Raw genomic sequence first — 24943 nt, forward strand, 5'->3', positions numbered from 1 at the left:
CCGATATTAAAAAATTATACTAGCGATTAATGTAAACAAAGGTTGACCTTGCCTGGCCGACTGGTTACATTGATGAACACATTCTGGTCAGGCAAAAAATTCAGATTATGATTTTATCGCGCCTTCTTACACTTCTACTCCTCATGGCAGCAAGACTGCACGGGTAGATAGCGACCAGCGAATTTCTACATAAACCCGTGCCACAGGCGCGGGTTTTTTTTTACGTAACTATTTACCCAGCGAGAGGATGCTATGACGAATCAGGTAAAAATCTTTGATACGACACTTCGCGATGGTGAACAGGCATTACCTGCAAGTTTAAGTGGCAAAGAAAAACTTCAGATTGCGCTGGCACTGGAGCGGCTGGGCGTAGATGTTATTGAAGCCGGCTTTCCGGTCTCGTCTCCGGGTGATTTTGATTCGGTACGTACGATTGCCCGGGAGATAAAAAACGCCACCGTCTGTGGCCTGGCCCGCGCAGTAACCGCCGATATTGATGCCTGCGGCAAAGCACTGAGTGTGGCCGACAATTTCCGAATCCATACCTTTATCGCCACGTCAGACATCCATGTGGGAACAAAGCTGCGTAAGTCTCAGGATGAGGTAGTAGATATGGCTGTAGCAGCAGTCAAACAGGCCCGCCACTATACTGACGATGTTGAATTTTCCTGTGAAGATGCCGGCCGTACTCACATCGATTATCTGTGCCGGATGGTAGAGGCTGCCATTAGTGCTGGTGCCTCCACCGTTAATATTCCCGATACCGTTGGCTACACTACCCCTTCGGAATTCGGCGCGATAATTAAACAGCTTTTCAACCGGGTCCCGAATATCGATCAGGCAATCATCAGTGTGCACTGCCATAACGATCTCGGGCTCGCTGTAGCTAACTCACTGGCGGCGATTGAACAAGGTGCCAGGCAGGTTGAGTGTACCATTAACGGTATTGGCGAGCGGGCAGGTAATTGTGCCCTGGAAGAAATTGCCATGATTCTGCAAACCCGCCAGGAAATGCTTGGCTTGCATACTGCAATAGAGTCAACCGAAATTTCCAGAACCTCAAAGCTGGTCAGCCAGCTATGTAATATGCCCGTGCAGGCAAATAAGGCCATCGTGGGCGCCAATGCGTTCAGTCACTCGTCGGGAATTCATCAGGATGGTGTGCTAAAAGCACTAAATACCTATGAAATCATGACGCCAGAAAGTGTGGGGATCAATAAAAACAATCTGAATCTCACGTCGCGCTCCGGACGCCATGTCATCAAACACCGCTTAAAAGAGCTTGGTTATGCCCTGCAGGATTATAACCTGGAAGCTGTTTATGCAGACTTTCTGAAGCTCGCAGATGCCAAAGGTACGGTCTATGACTACGATTTAGAAGCATTATTGTTTTTTGACCAACAAAAACATGAAGAAGCGCATTACCAACTGCTTTATCTGCAAGCGAATAGTGGCCGTGAAATTATTCCCAGTGCCACGGTTAAGATGCAAGTAGGCAATACTGAAATTACCCGGGCGGCCACCGGAAACGGACCAGTGGATGCAGCTTATGAAGCAATCATGGATATTCTTGGTCACCCGGACATTGATATTGTTGATTTCACGCTTGACTCTAAGGGTGAAGGTGCTGATGCACTCGCTCAGGTCAGTGTAATTGCAGAATATAAAGGCCGTCGCTTTCACGGTATCGGGCTGGCCACAGATATTGTAGAAGCAGGCGTAAATGCACTGATCTACGTGCTTAACAATACCCACGTAGCTGATCAGATTGATGAACATAAAATTCAACAGGAACAGGTAGCAGGAGTCTAAATGAAGCAATTTTCAATTGCCGTACTGGCCGGTGACGGAATCGGTCCGGAAGTGATGGCCCAAGCCAACAAGGTGTTGGATGCTGTTGAATCCCGGTTTTCGGTATCACTTAAACGCACCGACTATGCCGTAGGCGGCTTTGCAATTGATACTCAGGGTGAAGCGTTGCCCGCTGCCACTTTACAGGGTTGCGAGCAGTCTGATGCCATTCTTTTTGGTTCTATCGGCGGGCCAAAGTGGGACACACTACCCGTAGACGAGCGTCCTGAACGAGCGGCACTGCTGACACTGCGCAGTCACTTCGACCTGTTTAGCAATTTGCGTCCGGCCCGAATTTATCCAAATTTAGCGCACCTTTCCCCCCTGCGCGAAGATATTGCCCAAAGTGGTGTTGATATTCTGGTGGTGCGCGAGTTAACCAGCGGTATTTATTTTGGTCAGCCCAAAGGCCGAGACGGTGAGGGAGAACAGGAATATGCGTTTGATACCATGCGCTACAGCAAACGTGAAATCAGACGGATTGCTCATGCTGCTTTTCAGGCAGCACAAAAACGTCGACACAAAGTCACCTCGGTAGATAAAGCGAATGTGCTAAGCACCAGTCGATTATGGCGGGAAGTTACTGAAGAAGTGGCCCTAGATTACCCTGATGTTGCGCTGGAACATATCTATATCGACAACGCCACGATGCAGGTTATGAAAAACCCTGCACAGTTTGACGTAATGCTTTGCTCCAATTTATTCGGCGATATCATCTCAGATGAATGCGCCATGATGACCGGTTCTATGGGTTTGCTACCTTCGGCCAGCATCAATGAGGAAGGTTTTGGTCTGTATGAACCTGCCGGAGGCTCAGCACCTGATATCGCCGGAAAAGATATTGCGAATCCTATTGCCCAGATTTTATCAGCAGCCATGATGCTGCGGTTTAGCCTGAATCTTGATGAAGCGGCTTTTGCCGTTGAACAGGCCGTCGTATCAGTGCTGGAAAGTGGTCTGCTTACCGCTGAGTTAACCAGTAAGGCAGATGATGCGGCAACCACCACACAAGTGGGTGACGCTATCGCTCAGGCAATATCAGATAAAAAGGCATAATCACTATGGCTAAAACCCTTTACGAAAAAGTTTTTGATGCGCATGTCATTGATACCATAGACGGCGATAGTTTGCTGTACATTGACCGGCATTTAATTCATGAAGTTACCTCGCCCCAGGCCTTCGCCGGACTGGATGAAAAGCAGCGCAAAGTCAGACGTCCTGACCGCACTATCGCCACCATGGACCATAGTATTTCCACCCGTTCTCTGGCACTGGATGCCTGTGGTCCTCAAAATGCCTTACAACTTCAGACGCTGCAAAATAATTGTGAGGCGCATGGCATTCGGCTATTTCCGGTAGGCCACCAGAAGCAGGGAATTGTGCATGTTATGGGGCCTGAACTAGGTCTCATTTCACCGGGGATGACGGTGGTTTGCGGCGATTCGCATACGGCCACTCACGGTGCGTTTGGCGCTCTGGCATTCGGCATCGGCACATCACAGGTAGAACATGTTCTGGCCACCCAGACACTGAAGCAAAGCAAAGCGAAAAGCATGCTGATTCAGGTCAATGGTAAACTCAGTCAGGGCATTACTGCCAAAGACATTATTCTGGCAATTATTGGTAAAATCGGCCATGCCGGCGCAACCGGTTTTGTCATTGAATATGCCGGCGAGGCGATAACGTCATTGTCGATGGAGTCACGTATGACCATCTGCAATATGAGTATTGAGGCAGGTGCCAAAGCTGGCATGATCGCCCCTGATGAAATCACCTTTGATTATCTGCGCGGCCGGGAATTTTCTCCCAATGCAGATTTTGATAAAGCGACTGATTACTGGCAGTCATTACACTCGGATCCTGACGCCACCTATGACAAAGTCGTCGAGCTGCAGGCTGAAGATATCCAGCCACAGGTAACATGGGGCACCAACCCGGGGCAGGTTAGCGGTGTTTCAGAGCCCATTCCGTCGCCATCCGATTTTACCGACAGTACCGACCAGGAGAGTGCCAGAAAAGCACTTGATTATATGGGGCTTGAGGCGGGTACCTCATTGGATAGCGTAGCGATTAGTCACGTTTTTATCGGGTCCTGTACCAATGGTCGTATTGAGGATTTACGTGCGGCCGCGGCTATCGCTCGCCATGGTAAGGTAAATGCCAGTGTTAGCGCTATTGTGGTACCGGGGTCAGCAGCGGTAAAACGCCAGGCAGAAGAAGAAGGCCTGGATAAAATTTTTACCCAGGCGGGTTTTGAGTGGCGACTGCCTGGTTGTTCTATGTGTTTGGGTATGAATGATGACATTTTAACCGCGCAGGATCGGTGCGCCTCGACCAGTAACCGTAACTTTGAAGGCCGACAGGGCCGTGGTGCCAGAACACACCTGGTGAGTCCGGCGATGGCGGCAGCCGCCGCATTGCGGGGTAAGTTTACTGATGTCAGAGAATTTGGAGAGCATCAATGAGTATACAGCAAGGCTTTAAGGCTCACCGGGGGACCGCCTGCCCCCTTGACCAGGCTAACATCGACACCGATCAGATTATCCCCAAGCAATTTTTAACCGGTGTGACACGAACAGGCTATGGCAAGCACTTGTTGCACGACTGGCGCTACCTTGATTTGCACGAACAGGAACCAAATCCGGATTTTGTGCTTAACCAAGCCAGGTATCAGAACGCATCGATTTTACTTACCCGTGAAAATTTTGGTTGTGGCTCAAGCCGCGAACATGCCCCATGGGCGCTGGCTGATTATGGTTTTAAGGTTATTATCGCCACCAGCTTTGCGGATATTTTTTATGGTAACTGCATTAACAATCAGCTGTTGCCAGTGGCACTGGACTCCGGCGTGATGGACGAATTGTTTGACTGTGTCACTACTAACCCTGAGACACTGATAACGGTAGACCTGCCCAGCCAGACAGTAGCGGTCAATGACCGGCAGTGGCCATTCACCATCGCTGACCATCATAAAGATAACCTTATTAAGGGACTAGACGCAATTGGCCAGACGCTTGAAAAAGCAGTAGCTATTGAAAAATTTGAACAAAGTCAGCCGCAGTGGCTCTGAATTCGTTTATAATGATAAGCGGCGCATAAAGCGCCGTTTTTTGTTTCTGAGCTGGCCTGAAGCAAAGGCAACCAATTGCCATTGGCCATAAAAAATTTTGTCAGTTTCAGCAACAAACCTCACCCTATTTTTTTAAACAGGTTGTACAGGAGTGTGAAGGGAGCTTGTATGCGTAAACACCTTTCCATTGATGAGTTAGCCCCTGGTATGTTTGTGAGTCAGGTGATTGAGCAAACCGGTAAAATCCGGGTAAAAACCGGCGGATTAGTCAAAACCCCCCAAGTGATTGCCCAGTTGCGAGACCGTGGTATTTTGAAGGTTGAGGTGGACTATACCCGTAGCACTGTGCCTGCACCTGCTGAACCTGTAAAGCCCGCCGGGCCTAAGGATAAGGCAAAAGTAGTCTCAGGCCAGCAAGCTATTAGCCAGGCTGATACACTTTATCAGCAGGCTGTTTCATTACAAAGCAGCCTGGTCCGCTCGCTCAGTCAGGGGGCCGCTGAGGATTTGCGTGATGCTGAAACCTTATCCCAGAGTATTATCGACAGCGTCTTCGACAATCAGGATGCGATTTGCTGTCTGACCCTCATCAAAGACGCAGACGAGTATATTCTTGAGCATGCCATTAACTGCAGTATTCTTATGGCAGTCTTCGCTGCCAAATTAGGCTTTGACAGAGATACCATTGATAGCGCTTGCCTGGGAACACTGTTGATGGATGTGGGCATGTCTTTGGTTCCAACGGAACTACGTCAGCAAACCACTCCCCTCTCCAGCGACGACAAAGCTGTGATTGAGTCGCACGTTGATCAGGGCGTAGCGCTGGTGGAGCAATATCCGGATATCAGCGATCTTGCACTCACTATTGTTGCGCAACATCATGAGCGTGTAGATGGCAGTGGTTATCCGCGTCAGCTTCAGGGTGAGGCAATTTCCGAGTTTGCCAGGATGGCTGCCATTGTTGACACTTATGATGCCATGGTATCGAACCGGCCTCATCAGCAGTCAGTAGCGCCTGCGGTGGCGCTTAAACGGTTGACTAAAAATACAGGGCTGGACCAGACCCTGGTCAGTCAGTTCATCAAAATTATCGGTGTTCATCCGGTAGGATCGCTGGTTCAGCTGACCAGCGGCAAGCTGGGCATTGTAGTTAGTACAAATTCAGCTGACTTACTCAAACCCGTCGTAATGGTGTTTTACAGCGTCAATGGCGGGCATTACAGTGAGATAAAGAAAATTGATTTATCAGTCTCTAATGATGAAATCGTCAGTGGTGTGCGACCTGGTGATTTTAACATTGACCTGCCAAAATTTTTCCGTGACGTGTTTGTGCACCAGATGCCAGGATAGCGCTTACCAATCGGTAAGCGCAGCCATGGTAAAACGTTCGTCTTCAAATTCCAGTACTACGCGTTGCCCTTCAATGGCCACAATTTGCACTTTGTCGGCGATCCAGTCTCCCTCTCCCAGCTGCTTGCCATTGACCTTGACCCAACGGTCTGAAGGATTTGACGCATACATATGAGCACTGAATTTCATGGTCGGCAACCGGGTCAGCATTCTGACCGGTAACTGGTCCACCCGCTGCAGGCTCTGACTGACCGTCACTCGGGTTTCGGGCTGGCGCTGAGCTTCCTCATCGCTATTATTATCTAATTCTTCAATGGCCCTGTTAAATTTTTCCAGCAGCGCCTGAGATACCTGACTATCACTGGGAACTTCAGGCTGATTCAATACTTCGCCTGCGTAAGTACTCTCAGATTCATCACCGGGTCTCTCCGTATCCTGCGCGGGCGCTGAAGCTGCTGTATCAGGCTCAGACAAGTCAGCCTGCGGGCTGGTCTGATTTTGCTGAGCGGTGATATCTTCAGCATCCCGGCCCACCTCGGTTTGCGTCTGCTCAGTCTGAGCGGGATTCTGTGCAGCGGGCTCAGTGCTTGAAACAGCATTCTCATCACGCTCATCACTTACCGTCTTCCCGGCATTTGCTGATTCCCCTGCAGAGTTTTCAGCTGCAGGTATCTGGCTCACCGGTGCAGACTGGACCGGCGGGGACTGCATTAGTCGTGGCCACCACACATGTGCGGTGCCGCCGGCAAACCCCAGCAGCAAACCTAGCATAGCGAGCACAACGTAAGCGCCAGCTGATTTTCCGATGCGATGCCAGGCGGGCGGAAGGCCTTGCACGGTAGGGAGAAACAGACTGCGATTAAACTGCTCTGACAGACCCGCATCGATACCACTGCGCTTATCATGGTCGCCGCGTAACAGTTGCTGAGTCTGAGTTCGGTGTTGCAGACGAGCGTCTATTTCGACAGTCTGATGCGGGTCAATTTCAACTTCCTGAACCCCCATTTCGGCCAGCCCCTGTACCATCGCCTGACTAGAAACCAAACCAGATTTACGAATACTAACCGGCCCGTTTTGCTGTGTAATGCGCGTAATGACCATACCCGGGCGTAGCGCCTCGATACTGACTCGCTCAGACATACCATCTCCCAAGCGCAAAGCCCAGCGCCACTGAGATAATAACAACCATGCCCATCCAGAGTTTTTGCTGACCCTGCAGGCGCTGAGCCACCACATCTTCGCCCAGAATCTGTTCTGCCGCAGCCAGCAAAACAGATTTTCTGACAATGGCGTGTTGCTTGGTGAATGAGAGAGTTAGGGCCCGGTCAGCTATAAGATTAATGACCCGTGGGATACCCGCTGTTATCCGGTATACCGTGCGCACGGCAGCCGGACTGAAAATACTAATATCCCCGTGCGCGACATTAAGCCGGTGCGACATGTACGCGCCCACCTCGGGCGCAGTGAGCGGCAACAGATGATAACGAGCGGTAATGCGCTGCGCCAGTTGTCGCAGTTCATTGCGCTTAAGCAGTTGTTGCAATTCGGGCTGGCCGATAAGCACCACTTTCAGCAGCTTTTCGCGATTGGTTTCAAGATTGGTCAGCAATCGTAGCTGCTCAAGTACTTCGGGCATCAGATGCTGCGCTTCATCAATAAGCAGCACGGTGTTCATGCCTGACTGATGGTTTCTGGCCAGGCGACTGAGGATCTTATCGGTAAAGTATTTCAGGCTGGCTTTATCCGGATCATAACTGATCCCCAATTCATCACAGACCGTGGCAAGCAGCTCAATGGCCGATAATGTCGGGTTCAGGATCATGGCCACCTGCGTATTGTCGGGCAACTGTTGAAGCAATTTACGGGACACCGTTGTTTTGCCTGTCCCTACTTCTCCGGTGAGCATGACAAAGCCACCACTTTCCCGCAGACCGAATGTCAGATGCGCAAGCGCCTCCTTATGCCGGGGGCTCATATACAAATAATCAGGGTTCGGCGCGATAGAAAACGGATTGTCGTTCAAACCGAAATAGTTAAGATACATTGAAATTCTTATTGGTAACAAGCAACGCTGATTAAACTAACCAGCGGCTTGCCAGATGTCAAAATCTTCCGCAGTAAAAGCAATTTAATCTTGATTGGGGCATAATGCGGGCATGATTGTTCAGCCAGGTAACTTCATGAAAATGTACCTTGTAGGCGGCGCGGTGCGGGATGCAATGCTTGAACGGCCAGTCACCGAGCGTGACTGGGTGGTAACCGGAGCAAGCCCGAAAATGTTGCTTTCCCGGGGGTTCACTCAGGTGGGTAAAGACTTTCCCGTATTTTTGCATCCTGCCACTAAAGAAGAATATGCCCTGGCCCGGCTGGAACGCAAATCAGGCCAGGGCTATACCGGCTTTACCTGTGATGCCGGGCCTACTGTCACGCTGGAAGAAGATTTACAGCGGCGTGACCTGACGGTCAATGCGATGGCTCAGGATGAAACGGGCAACATTATTGACCCGTTCGGCGGTCGCGCCGATCTTGAAAAGCGCTTACTACGACATGTCTCTGACGCATTTAGCGAAGATCCGCTACGGGTGTTGCGGGTGGCGCGATTTGCCGCCCGTTATCATTACCTTGGCTTTCGGATTGCTGATGAGACCATGGCACTGATGCGTGAAATGGCCCGCTCCGGTATGCTGGCCGAATTAACAGCGCAACGGGTTTGGCAGGAAACCCGACGCGCGCTGATGGAGTCAACGCCGATAGTTTTTTTTATTACGCTGGAGCAGGCGGAGGCGCTGAATGACTGGTTCTTTCAGCTACGACCATTTAGCAATCATTATCAGCAAGTACTGCAACGAGCCGCTGACCAACAAATGCCGCTTCAGGTCAGAATTGGCGTACTGGCCAGTTATTTGACTCAGGAGCAGGCGCAGGATCTTTGCACAAAACTCACCTGCCCGAATGATATTGTGTCAATCTGTCAGTTAGCAGCTGCATTTACCCGACCGCTAATCAATGTCAAAAAGGCCGAAACACTCCTTGACGTATTCAACGCCTGCGATGTCTGGCGTAAACCCGAGCGATTTGCCACGCTGCTGGATATCTGTCAGTTGCGCGCAGAAACTGAAGGGCGAGTCTGGTCGCGTCTGAAAATCGCAGGAGCCCTTGACGCCGCCCGGAGTGTGGATGTCCAGGCGATTATCGCACAGGGTCATAAAGGTCCGGCTATCAAGTCAGCGCTTAATGATGCAAGACAACAGGCTATTCAGGAAAAGGGCGTTTTTTAGGGGCTGGAATATTATTGCCTGCCGCGATGCCATGCTACAATACCAGCATTCATGCCGATCAGAACTCTTCTATGACATTTCAGGACTTAGAGCTTGATGATGCCCTTTGTCACGCAGTAGCTGACATGGGCTTTTCAACCCCAACTTCCATCCAGTCTCTGGTAATCCCAGAGGCGATGAATGGTAAAGACATTCTTGCCAGCGCACCAACCGGCACGGGCAAGACCGCAGCGTTTTTATTGCCCGCGTGTCAGTTCATGCTGGATTATCCGCGTGCCGAACCCGGAGCTACCCGAATTCTGGTTTTGACACCTACCCGGGAACTGGCCATTCAGGTGTATGAACAGGCCAAAGCAATTACTGCTCACACTGACTTGGTGTGTGGTGTAATTACCGGCGGTATCAATTATGGCACCGATAAAGAAACACTCAGCCAGAACCTCGATATCCTGGTGGCTACACCGGGCCGGCTGTTTGAGCATATTGAAAAAGAAACTGCTGACTGTCGCGACATTGAATGTCTGATACTGGATGAAGCAGATCGAATGCTGGATATGGGGTTTGGCAGTATCGTTAATCAAATCGCCGGCGAAGCGCGCTGGCGTAAGCAAAACATGCTGTTCTCTGCCACGTTGTCAGGTAAAGGCGTCAGAGAGTTTGCCACTAACCTGCTTACGCTGCCGTCAGTTCTTGAGGCGCATCCTTCGCGTAAGGAGAAAGCGAAAATACACCAGTGGTACCACCTGGCAGACGATCTGGCCCACAAGCAGGCCCTGCTGGTCCATATTCTGAAGAACGATATCAGCAATGCCATCGTATTTGTAAAAACCAGAGACAGGTTGCAGGCTCTGAAAGATTTCTTAGCCGCACAGGGTATTATGGTGTGCTGGTTACAGGGGGAAATGCCTCAGGATAAACGCAATGCAGCTCTGACCCGCTTTAAAAGCGGTGAGGTGTCGGTGTTGCTAGCTACCGATGTGGCCGCCCGGGGTATCGATGTACCCAATGTCTCCCATGTCATCAACTACGATATGCCGCGCAAAGCTGATATTTATGTTCACCGCATTGGACGTACAGGTCGGGCTGGCGCAAAAGGCACCGCGATTTCACTGGTTGAAGCGCACGATATTGAAATGGTAGCTAAGGCGGCACGTTTTAGCGGTGAGCCAATGAAAGCCCGGGTAATAGACGGCTTACGGCCCAAACACAAGACACCGAAGCCGCCGACGAAGAAAAAGAAAGTGAAGAAAACAGCGACTAAGAAAAAACCTAAAGGCAAAAAATAACAGCGAGAATACCATGTCCTTTCCTGAAAAAATTGTTCTTGCCTCTGGCAATAGCGGAAAAGTAAAAGAATTCAGTAAACTCTTTGCAGAGTACCAGGTGAAGGTTGTTCCACAACAAGAGCTCGGCGTCTCTGATGTTGCGGAAACTGGTACAACGTTTGTTGAAAATGCCATTATCAAGGCCCGCCACGCAGCCCGGGAAACTGGGTTGCCAGCAATTGCTGATGACTCCGGACTGGTAGTCAATGCACTGGGCGGGGCCCCCGGAATTTATTCGGCCCGGTTCGCCGGCGAGGGTGCCAGCGATACGCAAAATATCGAGTTACTGCTGTCGCGTTTGCATAGTGAAGCTGATCGTCGTGCCCACTTTATGTGTACACTGGTATTTATGCGCCATGCTGACGACCCGGTTCCGCTTATCAGCCAGGGCCACTGGCACGGGCTGATCAGGCAGCAGGTTTCCGGCCATGGCGGGTTTGGTTATGATCCTGTCTTTTATGTGCCTTCCCATGAATGTACTGCGGCAGAATTGGATAGCCAGACCAAAAACAGTATCAGTCATCGCGGTCAGGCCATGACGGTTCTGATTCAGCAAATGAGGCAAACTTTTGCGTAATCCGCCCCTGAGCCTCTACATACATATTCCCTGGTGCGTACAGAAATGCCCTTACTGCGATTTTAACTCCCACGGCTTAAAAAATGCCTTGCCAGAAACGGAGTATGTCGCCCATTTGCTGGATGATTTAGCGCTGGATGCTCACCGAGTCGGCGACAGATCAGTGGACACAATTTTTATTGGCGGCGGCACCCCAAGTTTGTTTAGCGAAGCCTCGATTGCTGCGCTGTTGGAGGGGGTAAAAGCCAGGGTTAATCTGGCTCCGGATGCAGAAATAACGCTCGAAGCCAACCCGGGCACGCTGGAAGCCGGGCGATTTAACGGCTATGTACAGGCTGGTGTCAATCGTATTTCTATTGGTATACAGAGCTTTCAAAAACAACACCTGTCGGCGCTGGGGCGCATCCACAACAGCGATCAGGCTATGTCTGCTATCGCGCAGGCCCACCAGGCCGGACTGAAAAGCTTCAATGTGGACCTGATGCACGGCTTGCCAGAGCAGTCGCTGGATAATGCCCTAAGCGATCTTAGTCAGGCTATCGCCAGAGAACCTGCCCATTTATCCTGGTATCAGTTGACGATCGAGCCGAATACGCCATTCTACTCCAAGCCACCAGAATTGCCTGGCGATGATTTATTATGGGATATCCAAACCCATGGTCACGGGCTGCTGAAGGCAGCAGGGTTTCATCAGTATGAGATATCCGGATATAGCAAACCCGGCTTTGAGTGTCAGCATAACCTTAATTACTGGCGCTTTGGTGATTACCTGGGCATCGGCTGTGGCGCCCATGGCAAAATAACCGATGCGACTAATCAAAAGATTTATCGCACTGTGAAGGTTAAACATCCCAGGGGCTATATGGAGCTTGCCCGTCCTTACCTGGATCAGCAAACTGAGGTAGATAACAGCGATCTGGCGTTTGAGTTTTTTATGAATCGTTTTCGTCTGGTGGAGCCCTGCCCGAAACAGGATTTTACCGATTTCACCGGCACCACGCTTAGCGAAGCGCAGCACAGCAGTCTTGAAAAAGCTGAAAGTCAGGGACTATTAAACAGTAATACAACTTGCTGGCAGGTCACCGACAAAGGCAGGCGCTATCTGAATAGTTTGCTGTCTGCATTTGTTTAGTCTTTCTGGTCAGAACCATCGGTGGTATCGGTGATGATATTAAAGTCGGCGAAAGCAGGCACACTCTGGCGTAGTTTCTCCTCAGTCTGATTAAGCATCTCAAGCTTATTACAAAACCATTGTGCTTTGTTTCGTAACGTCAGCGCTTTGGGGGACATCTGACCACCCAATCTTGCTCCCACCGCTTCCAAATGGCGGGTAAGCTGCTCTACCCGCTGGCTGTCCACATCATCGCTATCCGGGTTAACGCCACCAATAGCTGATAATATGCCGCCTACTGTCGTCGAGATAGTCCCATCCAGCTGAGCTTCTATCTCTGCATCGACAAAGTCATCGACACTTTCCAGCGACCCGGGTCCGATAAAGTAGTGGTCGCTGGCATGGCGGAATTTTTCTTTAACTCTGTCTTTTACTTTTTCCATCGCCTCATGCAGCCGTTCATAGCTGTCGTGATCGGCGCCAACCAGGCCCTGGTAGACGTGATCAATGGTATCTACTGCTAAATCAACGCCCTCCGTGGCCAGCACAATCATCTGCGGCACCACATAGTGAAGACCCTGGGCATATTCTGTAAGCCAGGCTGATTGTTGAGGCGTGAGTTGCTGCCAGCGACCATTGATAAAAAGCTGATTCTGATCATTGATCTGCAGCAACGTGCGGGATTTCTCCATCACTCTTATCTGTTCGTCATTAACCACCAAACCATAGCTAAAGTCGATATCGCAAGTGAATTCCTCAGCCGCAGCCAGTGGGCTGGCCGATATAAAGAATAAGCCCGCAAACGCGGTGTAAAACAGTTTCTGCATCATCATCACTAATATTCTGGACGGCAGAACTATAAATAAAAAGGTAAGTTGAGTCCAACCTGCATAAATACAGGCTGAACTTAACAGGCCATGATAAGACGGGCGATTATGACCCTCTGTAACTACGCACAAGGCGCAGATAAACAAAGCGCGCTTTGCGTTTCACTGAATGACTGGAGTTAAAAAACGCAACTACCCATGCGCTATCGGGATCGCTGACGGAAGGTGTAGAAGTCCAGAAATCATCCTCCGGGGTAGCCGGAAAAACAGTTTCATTGATAGCCGGCCGCACACACTGCCTCTCAGTTACCGACGCCAGCTCTTTAATATTGGGAACCCGCCAGCCTTGTTGGTCACGATCATCCTCGCGTTGTGCAGCCTGTAACGCCTCTTTCCATGACATTGGTGTGGCCTGGCCGGTACAAGTCGTGCCATCCCAGGTTTGGCCCTGAGCACAGCGCTTCCACACAAGATTGGTCTGCTGATCCCACATCTCGTCAGCGCCAACTTCGACAAAATCGTCCGTTGGCGTGGATTCGGGGGCTTCAGAAAGACAAATTTGCGCCATGACAGTCGGGCTCAATATAATTGCGCAAACAAATAATAAATGTTTCATTAGTTTCTCCCCGCTCTTACCAGACGCACACGTACCGCGCGGTCTTTTTTCAGAAAATTATCAACGCCTGAGGCAAAATCAATCGCCACTGAATTTTGCGCAGCATTGTTGATAACCCCATCGGCTCCCGGACGTGAGGTCCAGTACCATAGCGGCGCTTCGGTCATATTGCCGGTATTGGGGAAATACTGATCATCCACCATAGGTTCACCGTCTTTACCAAAGTGCAGCAGGCTCATCAGCTCTTGATGGGTGGGTAATCGCCAGTCGTAAAATCCACACAGGCCTTCACTGTTTGCCGCCGAAATAAAGGCGTTGGTGTTACAGTTGGTCAGCGAGCAACTGGCCGTAGCCGGGTTTAGTGTACCGTTGACACCGCCATTGTTCTCTTCCTGATACCAGCCGTAGGTATTTTGCGTATCATGCAGACCGCCGGAGGTTGTTTTCACTTCCCAAACCAGCCCGGTTGTATTGTCGCGTACACAGGACCAGGCTGTTGCGTCGTCATCCTGTTCGTCGCCATTGCCATTGACCTTGGTAAAGTCAAAGCCGGCTGTGCCCTGCCCGGCTTTTTCGAGCATACCGGCTTTGGCGATGATATCGCCGCCGCGTTGCCCGTCCTGCCCCGCGTATTCATTTTGCTGGGTTTGCACCACCACATCAGTAGTGGCCTGAGCAGTAACGCCGGTATCATTAAGTTTCGCCGGAGCCATTGCCCGAACTTTTATATTGATCGTATCGCTGGCAACATTTCCGTTGGCATCGGTGACATTGAGAATAATAGTGGCGCTGGTTTCTGAATCCACCTCAGGGGCGATAACAAATGTCGATAGTGCTTCGGGATTATCAATAGATAATCCATCTAACCCGGACGACTCCCAGGCGTACGTCAGCGGAAAGGCAGAAGGAACGGTGGAATCAGCTGTGCCCTCCAGCACAATAGGTTCACCACTGAAAACGCCCTGATTGTAACCGGCGCTAATAGTAGGCGCGGTGTCTGAATCTGCCTTGACGATTAGGTTAATCGTGGCGGTATGGGTAGCATCCTCATCATCGGTTACCGTTAAGGTAAAAGTGAGATTTTGCTGTGACGACGAAATGGGCGTGACGATGTTTAGCTGCGGTTTGTCCAGTTCACTGCCGCCGGTAACATCCACACCTTCGGTTTGTTCCCACTGCCATGCCGAAATTGGATTTTGCTGGTCTTCGGCATCGGCATCCGTACTTGCCGAACCATCCAGTGTCAATGAGACACCTGCGGCGTACTGGCCGTTATCGTCGGCAGCCGGGGATACGTCTATTACAGCATTAGGCAGGTTATTGTCCGGCATGCCGGTAATGACCAGCGAATCGGTGCCCCTGGCGCCATCCTCCGCGGTTACCTCAACGGTCAGCGTGTACGTGGTTTGCTCTTTGAGCACCGGCAGCGTCACCGTGGCGTCGCCGACGGTATTGTCTTCCTGGGTAATGATTAACTGCGGCGCGGCTGACCAGGAATAAACCAGTGTCTGCTCGGTATCTTCGGTTTGCGCTGAAACAGTTACTGTTGTTTGCTCATCAGCCTGAATATCAGCCCCTGCGTTAACCAGCAGTGCTGCCTGTACAGGCGCACTACTACTGCTGCTGTCACTTCCCCCGCCGCAGCCCGCCAGCAATATGCCGGCAGTCAGAAATACGGCGGTCTTCCACAAGGAGATGTTAATGCACTTGTCTTTGTTACAAGACCATTTACTAAACATGATACCTGTCCTGCCAATTAACGGGTATCAGGACATCGACTGCTGCCTTTCCAGTGCCTCACTTTGCGTAACCTGAATCGCTTCAAGTTGTTTTTTGCCTGCGGCGATATCGGTGACGTCGTAAATCATCATGCTGATACTTTCGACGGTTCCGTTAGCCGACACCAGGGGCGACAGTGTGATGTTCTGATACATATACTGTTCGTTTCCTGTAATCGGCCGGTAGTTGGGAAACTTGAATAAATAAGGCCGTTGTTCCCAGGTCATAAACGCCCGCGTTTTAAGTTCAAAAACCGGCCGTGCTTTTTGAGCAAACCAGGTTTCGGCAATGTCAGGAAAAAGACTAAACAGCGATTTTTCACGGACTTCGCTGGGCAGCATTCCGCTATGACTTTCCATAAACCCGTTCCATACCTTCACTTTAAACTGGCGATCCAGCACTACAATACCCACATCCACCGTCTGCAGCATGTCCATCATCCAGTGAAAGGCCTGTAGTTCTTCCAGTGTGTCAGACATTACATATCCTCCAGCAGATGCGCCAGCTTGGCGTTCATTGTTTCCATTGAATCTTCGGTAAACAGCAAAATCAGATCACACCTTACGTTGTACCCTTCCAGCCCGTAGCTGAGCTCTATGGCCAGGGTCCGGCGCCATTTAAGTTGATTGGCAGAGATTATATCTGTTATTGCACGGTGCTGACCCAGCACAATAGGGTGACCCTGACTGAAATTGATGTCCAGTTGCTCAGCCAGTCCGGTCAGACAGGTACCGATTAATATGCTTGCCGCATCCATCAGTAATTCCAGCTGGATCCTGTCATCCACCTCACCCTTAACATTTAAAATACGTGCCACATCCTCAAAGCTTGAGTCACTGAGGATACATAAGGCTTCCCCCCGTACCCCGGGCCCTAAAAAACCCTGACAAACTGCACTCACTTCTTCGTGACTTTCAATGTCTGAAAGCATCATGTGCAGCTCTGATACTTCAATCAGGTTCACGTTGGGTATGGGCAAATGCACGAACACGTCCATTATGCGTGCCAGATGATCGCCCGCCCGTCCCATGGCAATATTGGTAATCTCCTGGTAACAATCCCGGGTGGCTGGATCAAGGCGCGACGCATCAATCCCCTCGTCGCCGTCTTCGGTTAAAATCCGATGTGTTATGAGGGTTTGTTTGAGCGTGTCCGGATTAACCGGCTTTTGGATAAATTCTGCGGCGCCTAGAAAAATTACCCGCTCGTGAGCTTCAGGTTGAATATCACCAGAGATAACAATGGTCGTAACCGGCAGGTTTTCTGCCTGGATAGCTTTCAGGGTTTCGTAGCCATCAAGCTCGGGCATGTTCAAATCAAGCAACAATAAATTGCCCTTTCCCTGACGTATTAACGCCAGCGCTTCACCACCATGTCTGGCAAAATGAACCGCGACCTCCCAGTCCTGTGGCAGACTTTTAGCGACCTGCTTTCGCGCAACGAGGGAGTCATCACATACTACAACTGAAAACATTTACCCTGCACCCTACCTGATGTTTACTCTGACGCCGTAGCTGAATACTTCCCGGCGTCAGAGCTTTGCAATTTATATTGATAACATTAGCGTGTATCGGCAGGTTGTCTATGAGACATAAGGTTAAATTGAATGTCAGCCAAATAACAAGGGCAACACAATAGCTGTCATAATGCCATTTAAACACAGGCCCAGACTGGCCATGGCCGCCACATCTTCGCCCATGCTTAGTGCTTTTGCAGTGCCCACTGCGTGTGCCACGGCACCTAAGGCAACGCCCTGGGCCTGTGGGTCGGTAACCTGGAAAAGTCGAAAGGTTACGGGCGCAACGATAGCTCCCACGATACCGGTTATAATCACAAACACAGCAGCCAGCGCCGGAATGCCACCAATCAATCGGCTACTCTCCATGGCTAAAGGCGTGGTTATCGATTTTGCCAGCATAGTCATCTGCAACGCCAATGGTGCATCCGCTACAAATAAGCATACCCAGGCGAATAATGGCGCGACGATACCACCCACCGCAATGGCCAGAATCAGGCGCCAACCCAGCTGCTGTACTTTTTGCCACTGGGCATACATAGGCAGAGCCAGCGCAACAGTAGCCGGTCCCAGCAGCCAGTGTAATAACCCTGCGTATTGCTGATAGTCGCTGATACTAATATCAAGAAGCGTGGTTAGCGCTATAACACCGGTTGCTGTGAGCAGCAGCGGATGAAGCAGTGGGTTTCCGCCAGCTCTATGGTTTATCCAAATGGCACCGGTGTAAATTGCCAGCGTAACGACCAGCCAGATTAACCCGGTGGTGGTAGCCGTTGTTGTGATGATGGTGGTGAATTCGGCGAGCACCTGGCCGGCTGCATCAATCATCGTTGCGACAACTCCTGGCTGATGGTTTAAAAATACGCACCGCCACCCACGCAGTCACGCCAAGGCTTAAGGCGGTACTTAAAATAATCGCGGTGGATATACTCATCAGGTAAGGAGCAATCTGCGCCCAAATCACCACAATTGCACATACTGCCGGTACAAATAAAACGCTCATATGTATCAGAAGTGGCCGGGCTCCCCGGGTTATGAAAAGTGGCGTTCGCTTCAACAATAGCAGCGCGGCCAATAATAAAAGTAAACCAAGCAGGGCGCCGGGCAACGGCAGGTTTGCCACCCGTACAACAATCTCGCCTGTCATATAACACAAAAAAAGCGCCAGTAGGCCCAGGGATTTAGAAAAAAAAGAGACAATAAGCGCGCGCATATCTGCCTTAATTAACGCTGATAATTCGCTATCCTACTTAATGAAAATACAGCTTGCCAGCAATCAGCGGTTAAAATTTGTGACTGATTGCCAGTATGCGCTGAAATAACGCTGGCTGATTTTAAGATGGGTGTCGTTTTGCAAAACCACGTAGGCGGTTCGACACGCCCGCTGCTCGATGCATTTCACAAACGTGATATTCACCAGTTCAGAGCGACTTACCCGCTTAAATATCTGCTGGGGCAGCCTATGGCATAATTGAGTGAGTGTTGAGCGAATCACTAAGGTTTCGTTATTAGTGTAAACGCACATGTAATCGCCGGCAGCCTGAATCCATTGAATATCATCACAGAAAACGCTGCACCACGCGTTCTCACTGCGTAATATGATCTGCCGCGGCTGACCAGATAAACCTGACTGGCATCCCAACGCTACCTTTTCAGGGCCGATACTAAATCGCCGGGCGGTAGTTTTGACCGCATCCAGTGAGCGCTTGCGCTGCACATCTTTTATCATGCACTGTATCAGGTGTTGTATCACACCGGTTGCCTGCTGATTATTGAGGGGGCAACAAATAAAACCCTGCGCACCATTTTTAAATGCTGCCAACGCGTCATTATTACTGCCACCCAGCGCCACCACCCAGTCAGCTGTCGGCAGATTGGTGCTGGCAGCCTGACTGTCATAAAACAGTACGGTCTGATTATCGGCTCTTCCTCTTTGACTATTTATAATCTCATGTACGTCTGGTTGGCAGCGCAGGAGGTGGTGTAATTGTGCACGCAACGCCGGGTCACCGACACTAAGAACTGCGGTTATCGCCACAGTCTCTTCAGAAAGCAAAACACCGGTCTCCGCCTTTTCCCTCTGTGCAGACAGGACACAACGCAGTGGATAAGCGCTTCTGCTACTTGACGATGACAATGGCGCGCTGTCCATTAGCGGGATGCAGTCAGTTGCTGTTTATACTTAAGCCGTCGCGCCAGAAATTTACCGGTATTAACAGCTTTACTGGCCTGTGCAAAAGCATGGATGTCCATATTGTTACATACAAGACCTTGCTCAAGTGCACGATATGTCAGACCGCTTTTTTTCACCGCCATGTGTAACTGAAACGGTTTGTTATCTTTGATAGCAGTGCATATCTTTATCAAGTTTCTCTCCATATATGTTGGATAAGCAGCCTGAGCACTGAATGACGTTACGCCAGCGAACAAACAAAGCATACTGCTGATTGTGATGATCTTGCGTACTGAAAATTGATTATTCATCTTTCTTCTCCTGACAAACCGGCAACGCACCGGGTGTACTGTTAAAGTAGTGAATAAATCGGTTAAGACAGGAAGAATTCGTTAAATGGACTGTATATGAGATTATGCGATAAATATTATGTGATTAACGATAACTGAACGTTCTGACCTGCCAATGACCGCAATGCGCAAATACTTTGTTACATATCCCGTTTAAATAGAAAACGTTTGAGGGGGAGACGAGCTTGCTCATTTGTTGGCTCACAGAGGCACGAGCAGTCTCGGATAGTCAGGAAGCGCAGGAGAAGAAAAGATAAAAGATGAAGGGGAACAGACGAAAGCTCCCCCAAACCGAGAAAATATTTAGAAAAAACTCTCCTGGTGTACAGTGATAAACGAGCGAGTTCCCGACTTGCTGTAATCCACTTTATACTCTTTGCCATTGAGCGTTTGAATAAACACTAAGGTCTTTTCATCGCCAAATACTTCCCCACTGGTCAGGTCAACCAGCTCCATATCCATCATTTTAGCATCGCGTTTATTTTCAGGTATTTTACCTTCATAAATCTTAAGGCCGCGAAATGTTACCAATACAGCGGGCTTTTCTTCATTATTGATAATAAGCAGATCGTACTTTCTAACCTTATGAATTAACGTATTACGACCACTTACCAGAAAGGGCTTTTCTGTCATTTTTTTCTCCGCACAAGCTGGCTATCAGGCTAGTTGTATAAAAATCCAAAGATAGCAAATAAAATCCACCCTTGCACTTATATATGCCGATACAAAAGATTGCTAATTTTGTTTCAGATAGACCTGTTGAGGTGCATCCCACACAAGCCACTGATTGTTAGTAAGGTTACGAAGCACCTTGTTGCAGTTGTCTGCAGGTTGTTCACCATAATTGCATGCCTGCCCCGGCACTAACTCTGCGCGAAATAAAATTTTTCGCAACAAGGCATTTAGTCGCAATGTTTCCACATTCGCCTTCAGGGGCAAATCTACGGTAATTCGATTAGGTTTTTGACATTGATCCGGCGCCTGTTCGTCGGATGAAGCATCACATCCACCACTGGCAAGCAAAAATGACCACCAGTTTGACGTATTGTCTGATTGTTTAAGCTCAATGCGCATAAATGTATGCCCGACCCTGGCCGACTGAAACATAGCCGGCTCATTGACTGGCGAATCGTGAACATCATCGAGCAAATGATTTTGCGAAAAAGGCAAGCCTAGTGTAAACCGTACTGCCGAAGCACGGTTCAACAAAGTCTCGTTAGCATCCAGCTTAATTGTGGTGTCGTTGCTGTTACTGGTGCAGCGATCATGAAATTTCAATAATGCGGTGGTACTGGACTGTCCCTGCCCGGGCTCAAACGACAGGGCCTGCCACCGTCCGCCGATTCTGACTCTTGGTTCAGATAAATAAAAAGCAAGATAATCGACATCCCAGAACTGATTATTTAGACGAATCTTAGATCCGCAGTCGCCTTTAGCTGTAAGGTCACTGAAGGTAACGGGAATATGACCGGCAGGTTTGTTAGCAGAAAATAAATCACACCCCGTAAGCATCAGCGATAAAACAATTAAAATGACCAGGTTGGATTGGTTCATGGGAAAAATATCATCTTCTTAAACTACTACTGTTATTTTAGTCTATTTCTAACCAGACAATGTAGCAAACTTCGTCGGCACAGGTATTGGCAGATACCCCGCATGTGGTATACAGGGTTAGGACTGGCATACAAATTGACGCTAAATTAACCAATCAGCACCTTCAGGCAAAAAACCCGCCTGCAGCGGGGTGACAAGCATAAAAAAACTGCTTATACTTCGCGGCACTGGTTCAATGCAATCGCTTTAATCCAGACACAAATCACAGTTCAAAGGCCCCATAGCTCAGTTGGTTAGAGCATCCGACTCATAATCGGCAGGTCCCCTGTTCAAGTCAGGGTGGGGCCACCATTTTATTAAACATCTTTGTCGATAGTACACACTAACTACCATCATTACATCTTCGCTTTAGTCGGGTAAATAGTCGCTTAGGTACCGTTCTGAAAGACCTTGCAGACACGGGAAAAGAAAGAACGGACAGTTTATAGTTTCCTAACCACGCTATAACCCCATAAGCTATACGATGTATCATATTAGCTGAATCTTTAGATATCAGTTACAAGTCTTTATCAATTTGATTTTCCCACCATACTCCACATACGCAATTTTCAAAAACTCATTCGTACGACTATAAGAAATTAACCACCTGGTTTTTTTCAGGGTAAAAAAGGTGAAAAAGCTGGACTTTTTAGACTTTGCTAGACACTTTTAACAGTTACAACGTAACTTCACAAAGAGGTGTTTACAAGCAAAGGCAAACGGTATATCCACGAGTTTAAAGTCGAATCAGTGGAGCAAGTTACGGAGCGCGTGTATTCTGTTGCGGATGTGGCTGAGCGCCTCGGGATTTCAAGTAATTCGTTGTTTAACTGAAAAGCAGCTGGATAAAAGTTCTGAACCGAAGAAGTCCGCTGATGATTCTGCCCGTATCGCTCAGCTTGAGGCTGAACTCAAACGGGTGATGGAGTAAAGAGAAGTTCTAAAAAAGGCCTCAAGGTACTTTGCAAGCCAGCCAGAGTGAAGTTCGCCTTTACCCGTGATCATCAGAAAGAATTTTCAGTCAATACGATGTGTCGCGTTCTAAAAATCCATTGCAGTGTTATTTATAATCGGCTAAAGCAGCCATTGAGTGCTCGTGCTATTGAAAATGAGCGCCTGCTAAAGCTTATCCGAGAATTCTATATAGCAAGTGGCGCGACATATGGTAGTCCCTGGATATACCGTGATTTAAGCGAGGCTGGAGAGACATGTAGCGTTCATCGCGTGGCGAAGATAATGCGTAGAAGCAGGCTTCGGGTACAAATTGGTTACCAGCGTCGGTACATTAAAAACGGAAAGCCCTCACGTATTGCTTATAACATTTGGGAACGGAATTTAGCTCCCGCCAGCCCAAACACAGCGTGGGTTAGCGACATTACTTACGTAAGAACCTACGAAGGCTTTTTGTATCTGGCCACCGTCATCGATCTGTATTCGCTCCGTGTGGTTGGTTGGTCAATGGACAAAAATATTGATAAGCATCTGGTTATCAATGCGCTGCTCATGGCGGTTTATTAACGCACACCGAAACAGCATGTTCTGGTGCACAGCGACCAGGGCAGTCAGTACGGTAGTGCAGATTATCTGGCGTTCATAAAGGAAAACAACCTCAGGCCCTCGATGAGCCGACGCGATAACTGTCACAATAATGCGGTAGCGGAAAGCTTCTTTGCTACGTTTAAGAAACGGGTTACAAAGAAAAAGTTATATGACACCCGTGATGAAGCCAGATCAGAGATATTTAATTTTATCGAGATGTTTTACAATTCCAAAAAACGGCATTCTCATACCGACGGTGTCTCACCTGCTCAATTCGAGAATGCTTGGTTTACGAAACAGATAACTGTCTAGTGAAAGCTGGGAAGTCCAGATTGTAGATGTGCGGAATTTAGTAGGTAAGCCTTGGCTTAATGCTTACCAAAATCTGCGCTATTTAGAGCTACCGTCCGTGGAGTAAAACTTCTTTCAAGAAATATCAATTGAATTAGCTGTATTAGCTCAAATCTAATCTAACGCCGACACCAGAAAAACGGGGTAACTGCCAGTCCAGGTCTGAGCTAGTACATTTAAATTAATACGATTAACACAAAAAATTGTTTTGAAAGCTAGGCTTCTCGTATTATACAGTTGAGCTTCCACGCATCTTGTTTGTTACTTTGGTTTACCCAAAAATAACCGCTGTCTTTGCCAGAATCGTACTCAAACCTCGTTTTGTACATACCATCAACAACCACCATTACTGCATTGGAACCGTTTTCAACCGCTAAACTTTTTTTGTCGTTACCAATATGCGTTGTCCAATCATGGGTAAAATATTCACTGCCATCTAAATATTTTATTGTTATTGAACCAACATTCTTATTTTCAAAGTCAGCTTTTGCAACAAGTGTTCCTCTCATATCTACAAAACTACAAGCATAGTCAGTTTCTTTTGCAATAGAACTAAACCCTAGCGCTAAGCTTAATAGTGGTAAGTATCTTAATAATTTCATGAGTAATCCCTTTATGAAAAATTAGGTTTATAGTCGTACTCATCTGTCAGTCCAGATTGAGTGAAGGTCTTAAGTTTGTCTTTCTTAGCAAGTAGACCGTTAACAATGTTAATCGGAAACATTTCAACAGAATTATTAAACTGTTCAACGCTTCGGTTATAAATTGTTATTGCAGCTGCAACATTTTCACTCTTGTCTGCTATTTGACTGAGTAGATCTCTCACAACTTGAGTTGAACCAAGTTCTGGATAACTTTCCGCTGTAGCTTTAAATGTACTAAAGACTTGGTTTGATCGCGCTTCAATTTCGTTCAATTTTTCGATATCAATGTCATCCTTAGAGATCGATGATATCGCCGAGCGCATAGCTGTAACCTGCTCTATGAAGTCTGATTCGAAAACTTTAAATTCCTCAGTAAGGCTTACTAATTTTGGTATCAACTCACTTTTTAGTTTTTCATAGGTTATTACATCCGACCAAGCTCGCTTCGCCCGATTCATTCTTCCTATAATTGTGTTGTACATTACGATAATTGAGATGACAACTATCGCGATTATTAGGTATGGGACTATGTTATCCATTAAACCGCTTCCTTTTTAATAATGCTTCTTGAGTTCGAATAATCAACAAAGTCTCTTAATGCACTAAGGGCTTCTATTTTTGGAGGGGCTGACAAATACGATATGTACTCATCAGTGTTCTTGATATGAGGAACACCAAAGCTTTTTGGGAAAATATCTCTTTTAGCAGATACGCGAATTCAACTCCGAAGTGCACCACTCGCTAATTTAGGCAGCTTTGCGTAATTCATTGAATACCGTAACTGGCTGCCTGAAGCCGAGACACTTTCTCGGTCTGGCATTTAATGCACGTTCAACCTCATTAATTTGCCTATCTGTTATCGTCCGTAAATCGGTGCCTTTCTTGATGTACTGGCGCAGCAAACCGTTGAAGTTTTCATTCAATCCGCGTTCCCAGGATGAATACGGGTTTGCGAAATAGATATCAGTTCTAAGCTTTTCTGCGACCAGCTCA

The 24943-nt window shown here is 48.5% G+C and carries 25 protein-coding genes, 1 tRNA gene and 1 pseudogene; 11 read left to right on the forward strand and 16 right to left on the reverse strand.

The features are described from left to right. The first annotated feature begins 252 nt into the window (after positions 1 to 252). The 5 genes from leuA to F458_RS0111350 all read left to right on the forward strand — a co-directional run bounded on the left by leuA (position 253) and on the right by F458_RS0111350 (position 6271). Entirely contained in the window at positions 253 to 1812 is a 1560-nt protein-coding gene (gene leuA, locus F458_RS0111330; protein WP_018983543.1) for a 2-isopropylmalate synthase, read from the forward strand. Beyond that, on the forward strand, positions 1813 to 2907 hold the full coding sequence (gene leuB, locus F458_RS0111335) for a 3-isopropylmalate dehydrogenase (protein ID WP_018983544.1): 1095 nt from the start codon (positions 1813 to 1815) through the stop codon (positions 2905 to 2907). 5 nt (positions 2908 to 2912) lie between these two features. After that, a complete protein-coding gene (leuC, locus tag F458_RS0111340; protein WP_018983545.1) occupies positions 2913 to 4316 on the forward strand; it encodes a 3-isopropylmalate dehydratase large subunit in 1404 nt (467 codons plus the stop codon). Continuing rightward, complete coding sequence (gene leuD, locus F458_RS0111345; protein ID WP_018983546.1) at positions 4313 to 4921, forward strand: 3-isopropylmalate dehydratase small subunit; 609 nt, start codon at positions 4313 to 4315, stop codon at positions 4919 to 4921. The genes leuC and leuD overlap by 4 nt, the downstream gene beginning before the upstream one ends. Positions 4922 to 5089: 168 nt before the next feature. Further along, positions 5090 to 6271: an HD-GYP domain-containing protein gene (locus F458_RS0111350; RefSeq protein ID WP_018983547.1), complete on the forward strand. Its 1182-nt coding sequence runs from the start codon at positions 5090 to 5092 to the stop codon at positions 6269 to 6271. A 3-nt stretch (positions 6272 to 6274) separates the two neighbouring features. Here F458_RS0111350 and F458_RS0111355 read toward each other — a convergent pair whose 3' ends face one another. Further along, a complete protein-coding gene (locus F458_RS0111355; RefSeq protein WP_018983548.1) occupies positions 6275 to 7411 on the reverse strand; it encodes a general secretion pathway protein GspB in 1137 nt (378 codons plus the stop codon). Continuing rightward, a complete protein-coding gene (locus F458_RS0111360) occupies positions 7404 to 8315 on the reverse strand; it encodes an ExeA family protein (RefSeq protein ID WP_018983549.1) in 912 nt (303 codons plus the stop codon). The genes F458_RS0111355 and F458_RS0111360 overlap by 8 nt, the downstream gene beginning before the upstream one ends. 136 nt (positions 8316 to 8451) lie before the next feature. Here F458_RS0111360 and F458_RS0111365 point away from each other — a divergent pair, with 136 nt between their 5' ends. The 4 genes from F458_RS0111365 (at position 8452) to hemW (ending at position 12583) form a co-directional block, all read left to right on the forward strand. Then, positions 8452 to 9549 (forward strand): CCA tRNA nucleotidyltransferase, encoded by a 1098-nt coding sequence (locus F458_RS0111365; protein ID WP_018983550.1) that lies wholly within the window; start codon positions 8452 to 8454, stop codon positions 9547 to 9549. A gap of 71 nt (positions 9550 to 9620) precedes the next feature. Next, positions 9621 to 10835, forward strand: coding sequence for an ATP-dependent RNA helicase SrmB (gene srmB / locus F458_RS0111370; protein WP_026294636.1), 1215 nt, complete (start codon positions 9621 to 9623; stop codon positions 10833 to 10835). Between the two features lie 13 nt (positions 10836 to 10848). Beyond that, complete coding sequence (gene rdgB / locus F458_RS0111375; RefSeq protein WP_018983552.1) at positions 10849 to 11451, forward strand: RdgB/HAM1 family non-canonical purine NTP pyrophosphatase; 603 nt, start codon at positions 10849 to 10851, stop codon at positions 11449 to 11451. Beyond that, positions 11444 to 12583 carry a radical SAM family heme chaperone HemW gene (hemW, locus tag F458_RS0111380; RefSeq protein WP_018983553.1) on the forward strand — a complete coding sequence of 380 codons (1140 nt, stop codon included), beginning with the start codon at positions 11444 to 11446 and terminating at the stop codon, positions 12581 to 12583. The genes rdgB and hemW overlap by 8 nt, the downstream gene beginning before the upstream one ends. On the opposite strand, the gene F458_RS0111385 is transcribed toward hemW, so the two are convergent. The 11 genes from F458_RS0111385 to F458_RS0111435 form a co-directional block, all read right to left on the reverse strand. Further along, the gene (locus tag F458_RS0111385; protein WP_018983554.1) at positions 12580 to 13395 is read right to left on the reverse strand and encodes a DUF2884 family protein; all 816 of its coding nucleotides are present in this window, start codon (positions 13393 to 13395) and stop codon (positions 12580 to 12582) included. The two genes, hemW and F458_RS0111385, sit on opposite strands and share 4 nt — an antisense overlap. A 100-nt stretch (positions 13396 to 13495) precedes the next feature. Further along, on the reverse strand, positions 13496 to 14005 hold the full coding sequence (locus F458_RS0111390; RefSeq protein ID WP_018983555.1) for an Lcl C-terminal domain-containing protein: 510 nt from the start codon (positions 14003 to 14005) through the stop codon (positions 13496 to 13498). Continuing rightward, entirely contained in the window at positions 14005 to 15744 is a 1740-nt protein-coding gene (locus tag F458_RS0111395; protein ID WP_018983556.1) for an Lcl C-terminal domain-containing protein, read from the reverse strand. The genes F458_RS0111390 and F458_RS0111395 overlap by 1 nt, the downstream gene beginning before the upstream one ends. 27 nt (positions 15745 to 15771) lie before the next feature. Beyond that, positions 15772 to 16263, reverse strand: coding sequence for a PAS domain-containing protein (locus F458_RS0111400; RefSeq protein ID WP_018983557.1), 492 nt, complete (start codon positions 16261 to 16263; stop codon positions 15772 to 15774). Further along, positions 16263 to 17258, reverse strand: a complete 996-nt coding sequence (locus tag F458_RS0111405; RefSeq protein ID WP_018983558.1) for a response regulator — start codon at positions 17256 to 17258, stop codon at positions 16263 to 16265. Before F458_RS0111405 ends, F458_RS0111400 begins: the two co-directional genes overlap by 1 nt. A 135-nt stretch (positions 17259 to 17393) precedes the next feature. Beyond that, entirely contained in the window at positions 17394 to 18128 is a 735-nt protein-coding gene (locus F458_RS0111410; RefSeq protein WP_018983559.1) for an LrgB family protein, read from the reverse strand. Then, positions 18121 to 18513: a CidA/LrgA family protein gene (locus F458_RS0111415; protein WP_018983560.1), complete on the reverse strand. Its 393-nt coding sequence runs from the start codon at positions 18511 to 18513 to the stop codon at positions 18121 to 18123. The genes F458_RS0111410 and F458_RS0111415 overlap by 8 nt, the downstream gene beginning before the upstream one ends. 63 nt (positions 18514 to 18576) lie before the next feature. Then, positions 18577 to 19338, reverse strand: coding sequence for a LytR/AlgR family response regulator transcription factor (locus F458_RS20150; RefSeq protein WP_169334836.1), 762 nt, complete (start codon positions 19336 to 19338; stop codon positions 18577 to 18579). Between the two features lie 113 nt (positions 19339 to 19451). Continuing rightward, entirely contained in the window at positions 19452 to 19784 is a 333-nt protein-coding gene (locus F458_RS0111425) for a DUF3718 domain-containing protein (RefSeq protein WP_018983562.1), read from the reverse strand. Between the two features lie 342 nt (positions 19785 to 20126). After that, positions 20127 to 20456, reverse strand: coding sequence for a hypothetical protein (locus F458_RS0111430; RefSeq protein WP_018983563.1), 330 nt, complete (start codon positions 20454 to 20456; stop codon positions 20127 to 20129). A 102-nt stretch (positions 20457 to 20558) separates the two neighbouring features. Further along, positions 20559 to 21377, reverse strand: coding sequence for an MbnP family protein (locus F458_RS0111435; RefSeq protein ID WP_018983564.1), 819 nt, complete (start codon positions 21375 to 21377; stop codon positions 20559 to 20561). A 274-nt stretch (positions 21378 to 21651) separates the two neighbouring features. Here F458_RS0111435 and F458_RS0111440 point away from each other — a divergent pair. Both F458_RS0111440 and F458_RS19435 read left to right on the forward strand, forming a co-directional pair. After that, positions 21652 to 21728: transfer RNA gene (locus tag F458_RS0111440), tRNA-Ile, on the forward strand. A 387-nt stretch (positions 21729 to 22115) separates the two neighbouring features. Beyond that, a pseudogene (locus F458_RS19435) lies at positions 22116 to 23267 on the forward strand (IS3 family transposase). 254 nt (positions 23268 to 23521) lie between these two features. Here F458_RS19435 and F458_RS0111455 read toward each other — a convergent pair. The 3 genes from F458_RS0111455 to F458_RS0111465 all read right to left on the reverse strand — a co-directional run. After that, positions 23522 to 23908, reverse strand: coding sequence for a hypothetical protein (locus F458_RS0111455; protein WP_018983568.1), 387 nt, complete (start codon positions 23906 to 23908; stop codon positions 23522 to 23524). An 11-nt stretch (positions 23909 to 23919) separates the two neighbouring features. Then, positions 23920 to 24489 carry a LemA family protein gene (locus F458_RS0111460; protein WP_018983569.1) on the reverse strand — a complete coding sequence of 190 codons (570 nt, stop codon included), beginning with the start codon at positions 24487 to 24489 and terminating at the stop codon, positions 23920 to 23922. 207 nt (positions 24490 to 24696) lie between these two features. Beyond that, positions 24697 to 24943 (reverse strand): IS30 family transposase (locus F458_RS0111465; protein WP_018983570.1); only part of this gene is annotated, 247 nt, incomplete at its 5' end.

The organism is Salinimonas chungwhensis DSM 16280 (assembly GCF_000378185.1).
Classification (GTDB): Bacteria; Pseudomonadota; Gammaproteobacteria; order Enterobacterales; family Alteromonadaceae; genus Alteromonas; species Alteromonas chungwhensis.

Bases quoted from the DNA above. Each gene is read 5' to 3' on its own strand.
- leuA (WP_018983543.1), top strand. From the start codon at position 253: ATGACGAATCAGGTAAAAATCTTTGATACGACACTTCGCGATGGTGAA.
- leuB (WP_018983544.1), top strand. From the start codon at position 1,813: ATGAAGCAATTTTCAATTGCCGTACTGGCCGGTGACGGAATCGGTCCG.
- leuC (WP_018983545.1), top strand. From the start codon at position 2,913: ATGGCTAAAACCCTTTACGAAAAAGTTTTTGATGCGCATGTCATTGAT.
- leuD (WP_018983546.1), top strand. From the start codon at position 4,313: ATGAGTATACAGCAAGGCTTTAAGGCTCACCGGGGGACCGCCTGCCCC.
- F458_RS0111350 (WP_018983547.1), top strand. From the start codon at position 5,090: ATGCGTAAACACCTTTCCATTGATGAGTTAGCCCCTGGTATGTTTGTG.
- F458_RS0111355 (WP_018983548.1), bottom strand. From the start codon at position 7,411: ATGTCTGAGCGAGTCAGTATCGAGGCGCTACGCCCGGGTATGGTCATT.
- F458_RS0111360 (WP_018983549.1), bottom strand. From the start codon at position 8,315: ATGTATCTTAACTATTTCGGTTTGAACGACAATCCGTTTTCTATCGCG.
- F458_RS0111365 (WP_018983550.1), top strand. From the start codon at position 8,452: ATGAAAATGTACCTTGTAGGCGGCGCGGTGCGGGATGCAATGCTTGAA.
- srmB (WP_026294636.1), top strand. From the start codon at position 9,621: ATGACATTTCAGGACTTAGAGCTTGATGATGCCCTTTGTCACGCAGTA.
- rdgB (WP_018983552.1), top strand. From the start codon at position 10,849: ATGTCCTTTCCTGAAAAAATTGTTCTTGCCTCTGGCAATAGCGGAAAA.
- F458_RS0111385 (WP_018983554.1), bottom strand. From the start codon at position 13,395: ATGATGATGCAGAAACTGTTTTACACCGCGTTTGCGGGCTTATTCTTT.
- F458_RS0111390 (WP_018983555.1), bottom strand. From the start codon at position 14,005: ATGAAACATTTATTATTTGTTTGCGCAATTATATTGAGCCCGACTGTC.
- F458_RS0111395 (WP_018983556.1), bottom strand. From the start codon at position 15,744: ATGTTTAGTAAATGGTCTTGTAACAAAGACAAGTGCATTAACATCTCC.
- F458_RS0111400 (WP_018983557.1), bottom strand. From the start codon at position 16,263: ATGTCTGACACACTGGAAGAACTACAGGCCTTTCACTGGATGATGGAC.
- F458_RS0111405 (WP_018983558.1), bottom strand. From the start codon at position 17,258: ATGTTTTCAGTTGTAGTATGTGATGACTCCCTCGTTGCGCGAAAGCAG.
- F458_RS0111410 (WP_018983559.1), bottom strand. From the start codon at position 18,128: ATGATTGATGCAGCCGGCCAGGTGCTCGCCGAATTCACCACCATCATC.
- F458_RS0111415 (WP_018983560.1), bottom strand. From the start codon at position 18,513: ATGCGCGCGCTTATTGTCTCTTTTTTTTCTAAATCCCTGGGCCTACTG.
- F458_RS0111425 (WP_018983562.1), bottom strand. From the start codon at position 19,784: ATGAATAATCAATTTTCAGTACGCAAGATCATCACAATCAGCAGTATG.
- F458_RS0111430 (WP_018983563.1), bottom strand. From the start codon at position 20,456: ATGACAGAAAAGCCCTTTCTGGTAAGTGGTCGTAATACGTTAATTCAT.
- F458_RS0111435 (WP_018983564.1), bottom strand. From the start codon at position 21,377: ATGAACCAATCCAACCTGGTCATTTTAATTGTTTTATCGCTGATGCTT.
- F458_RS0111455 (WP_018983568.1), bottom strand. From the start codon at position 23,908: ATGAAATTATTAAGATACTTACCACTATTAAGCTTAGCGCTAGGGTTT.
- F458_RS0111460 (WP_018983569.1), bottom strand. From the start codon at position 24,489: ATGGATAACATAGTCCCATACCTAATAATCGCGATAGTTGTCATCTCA.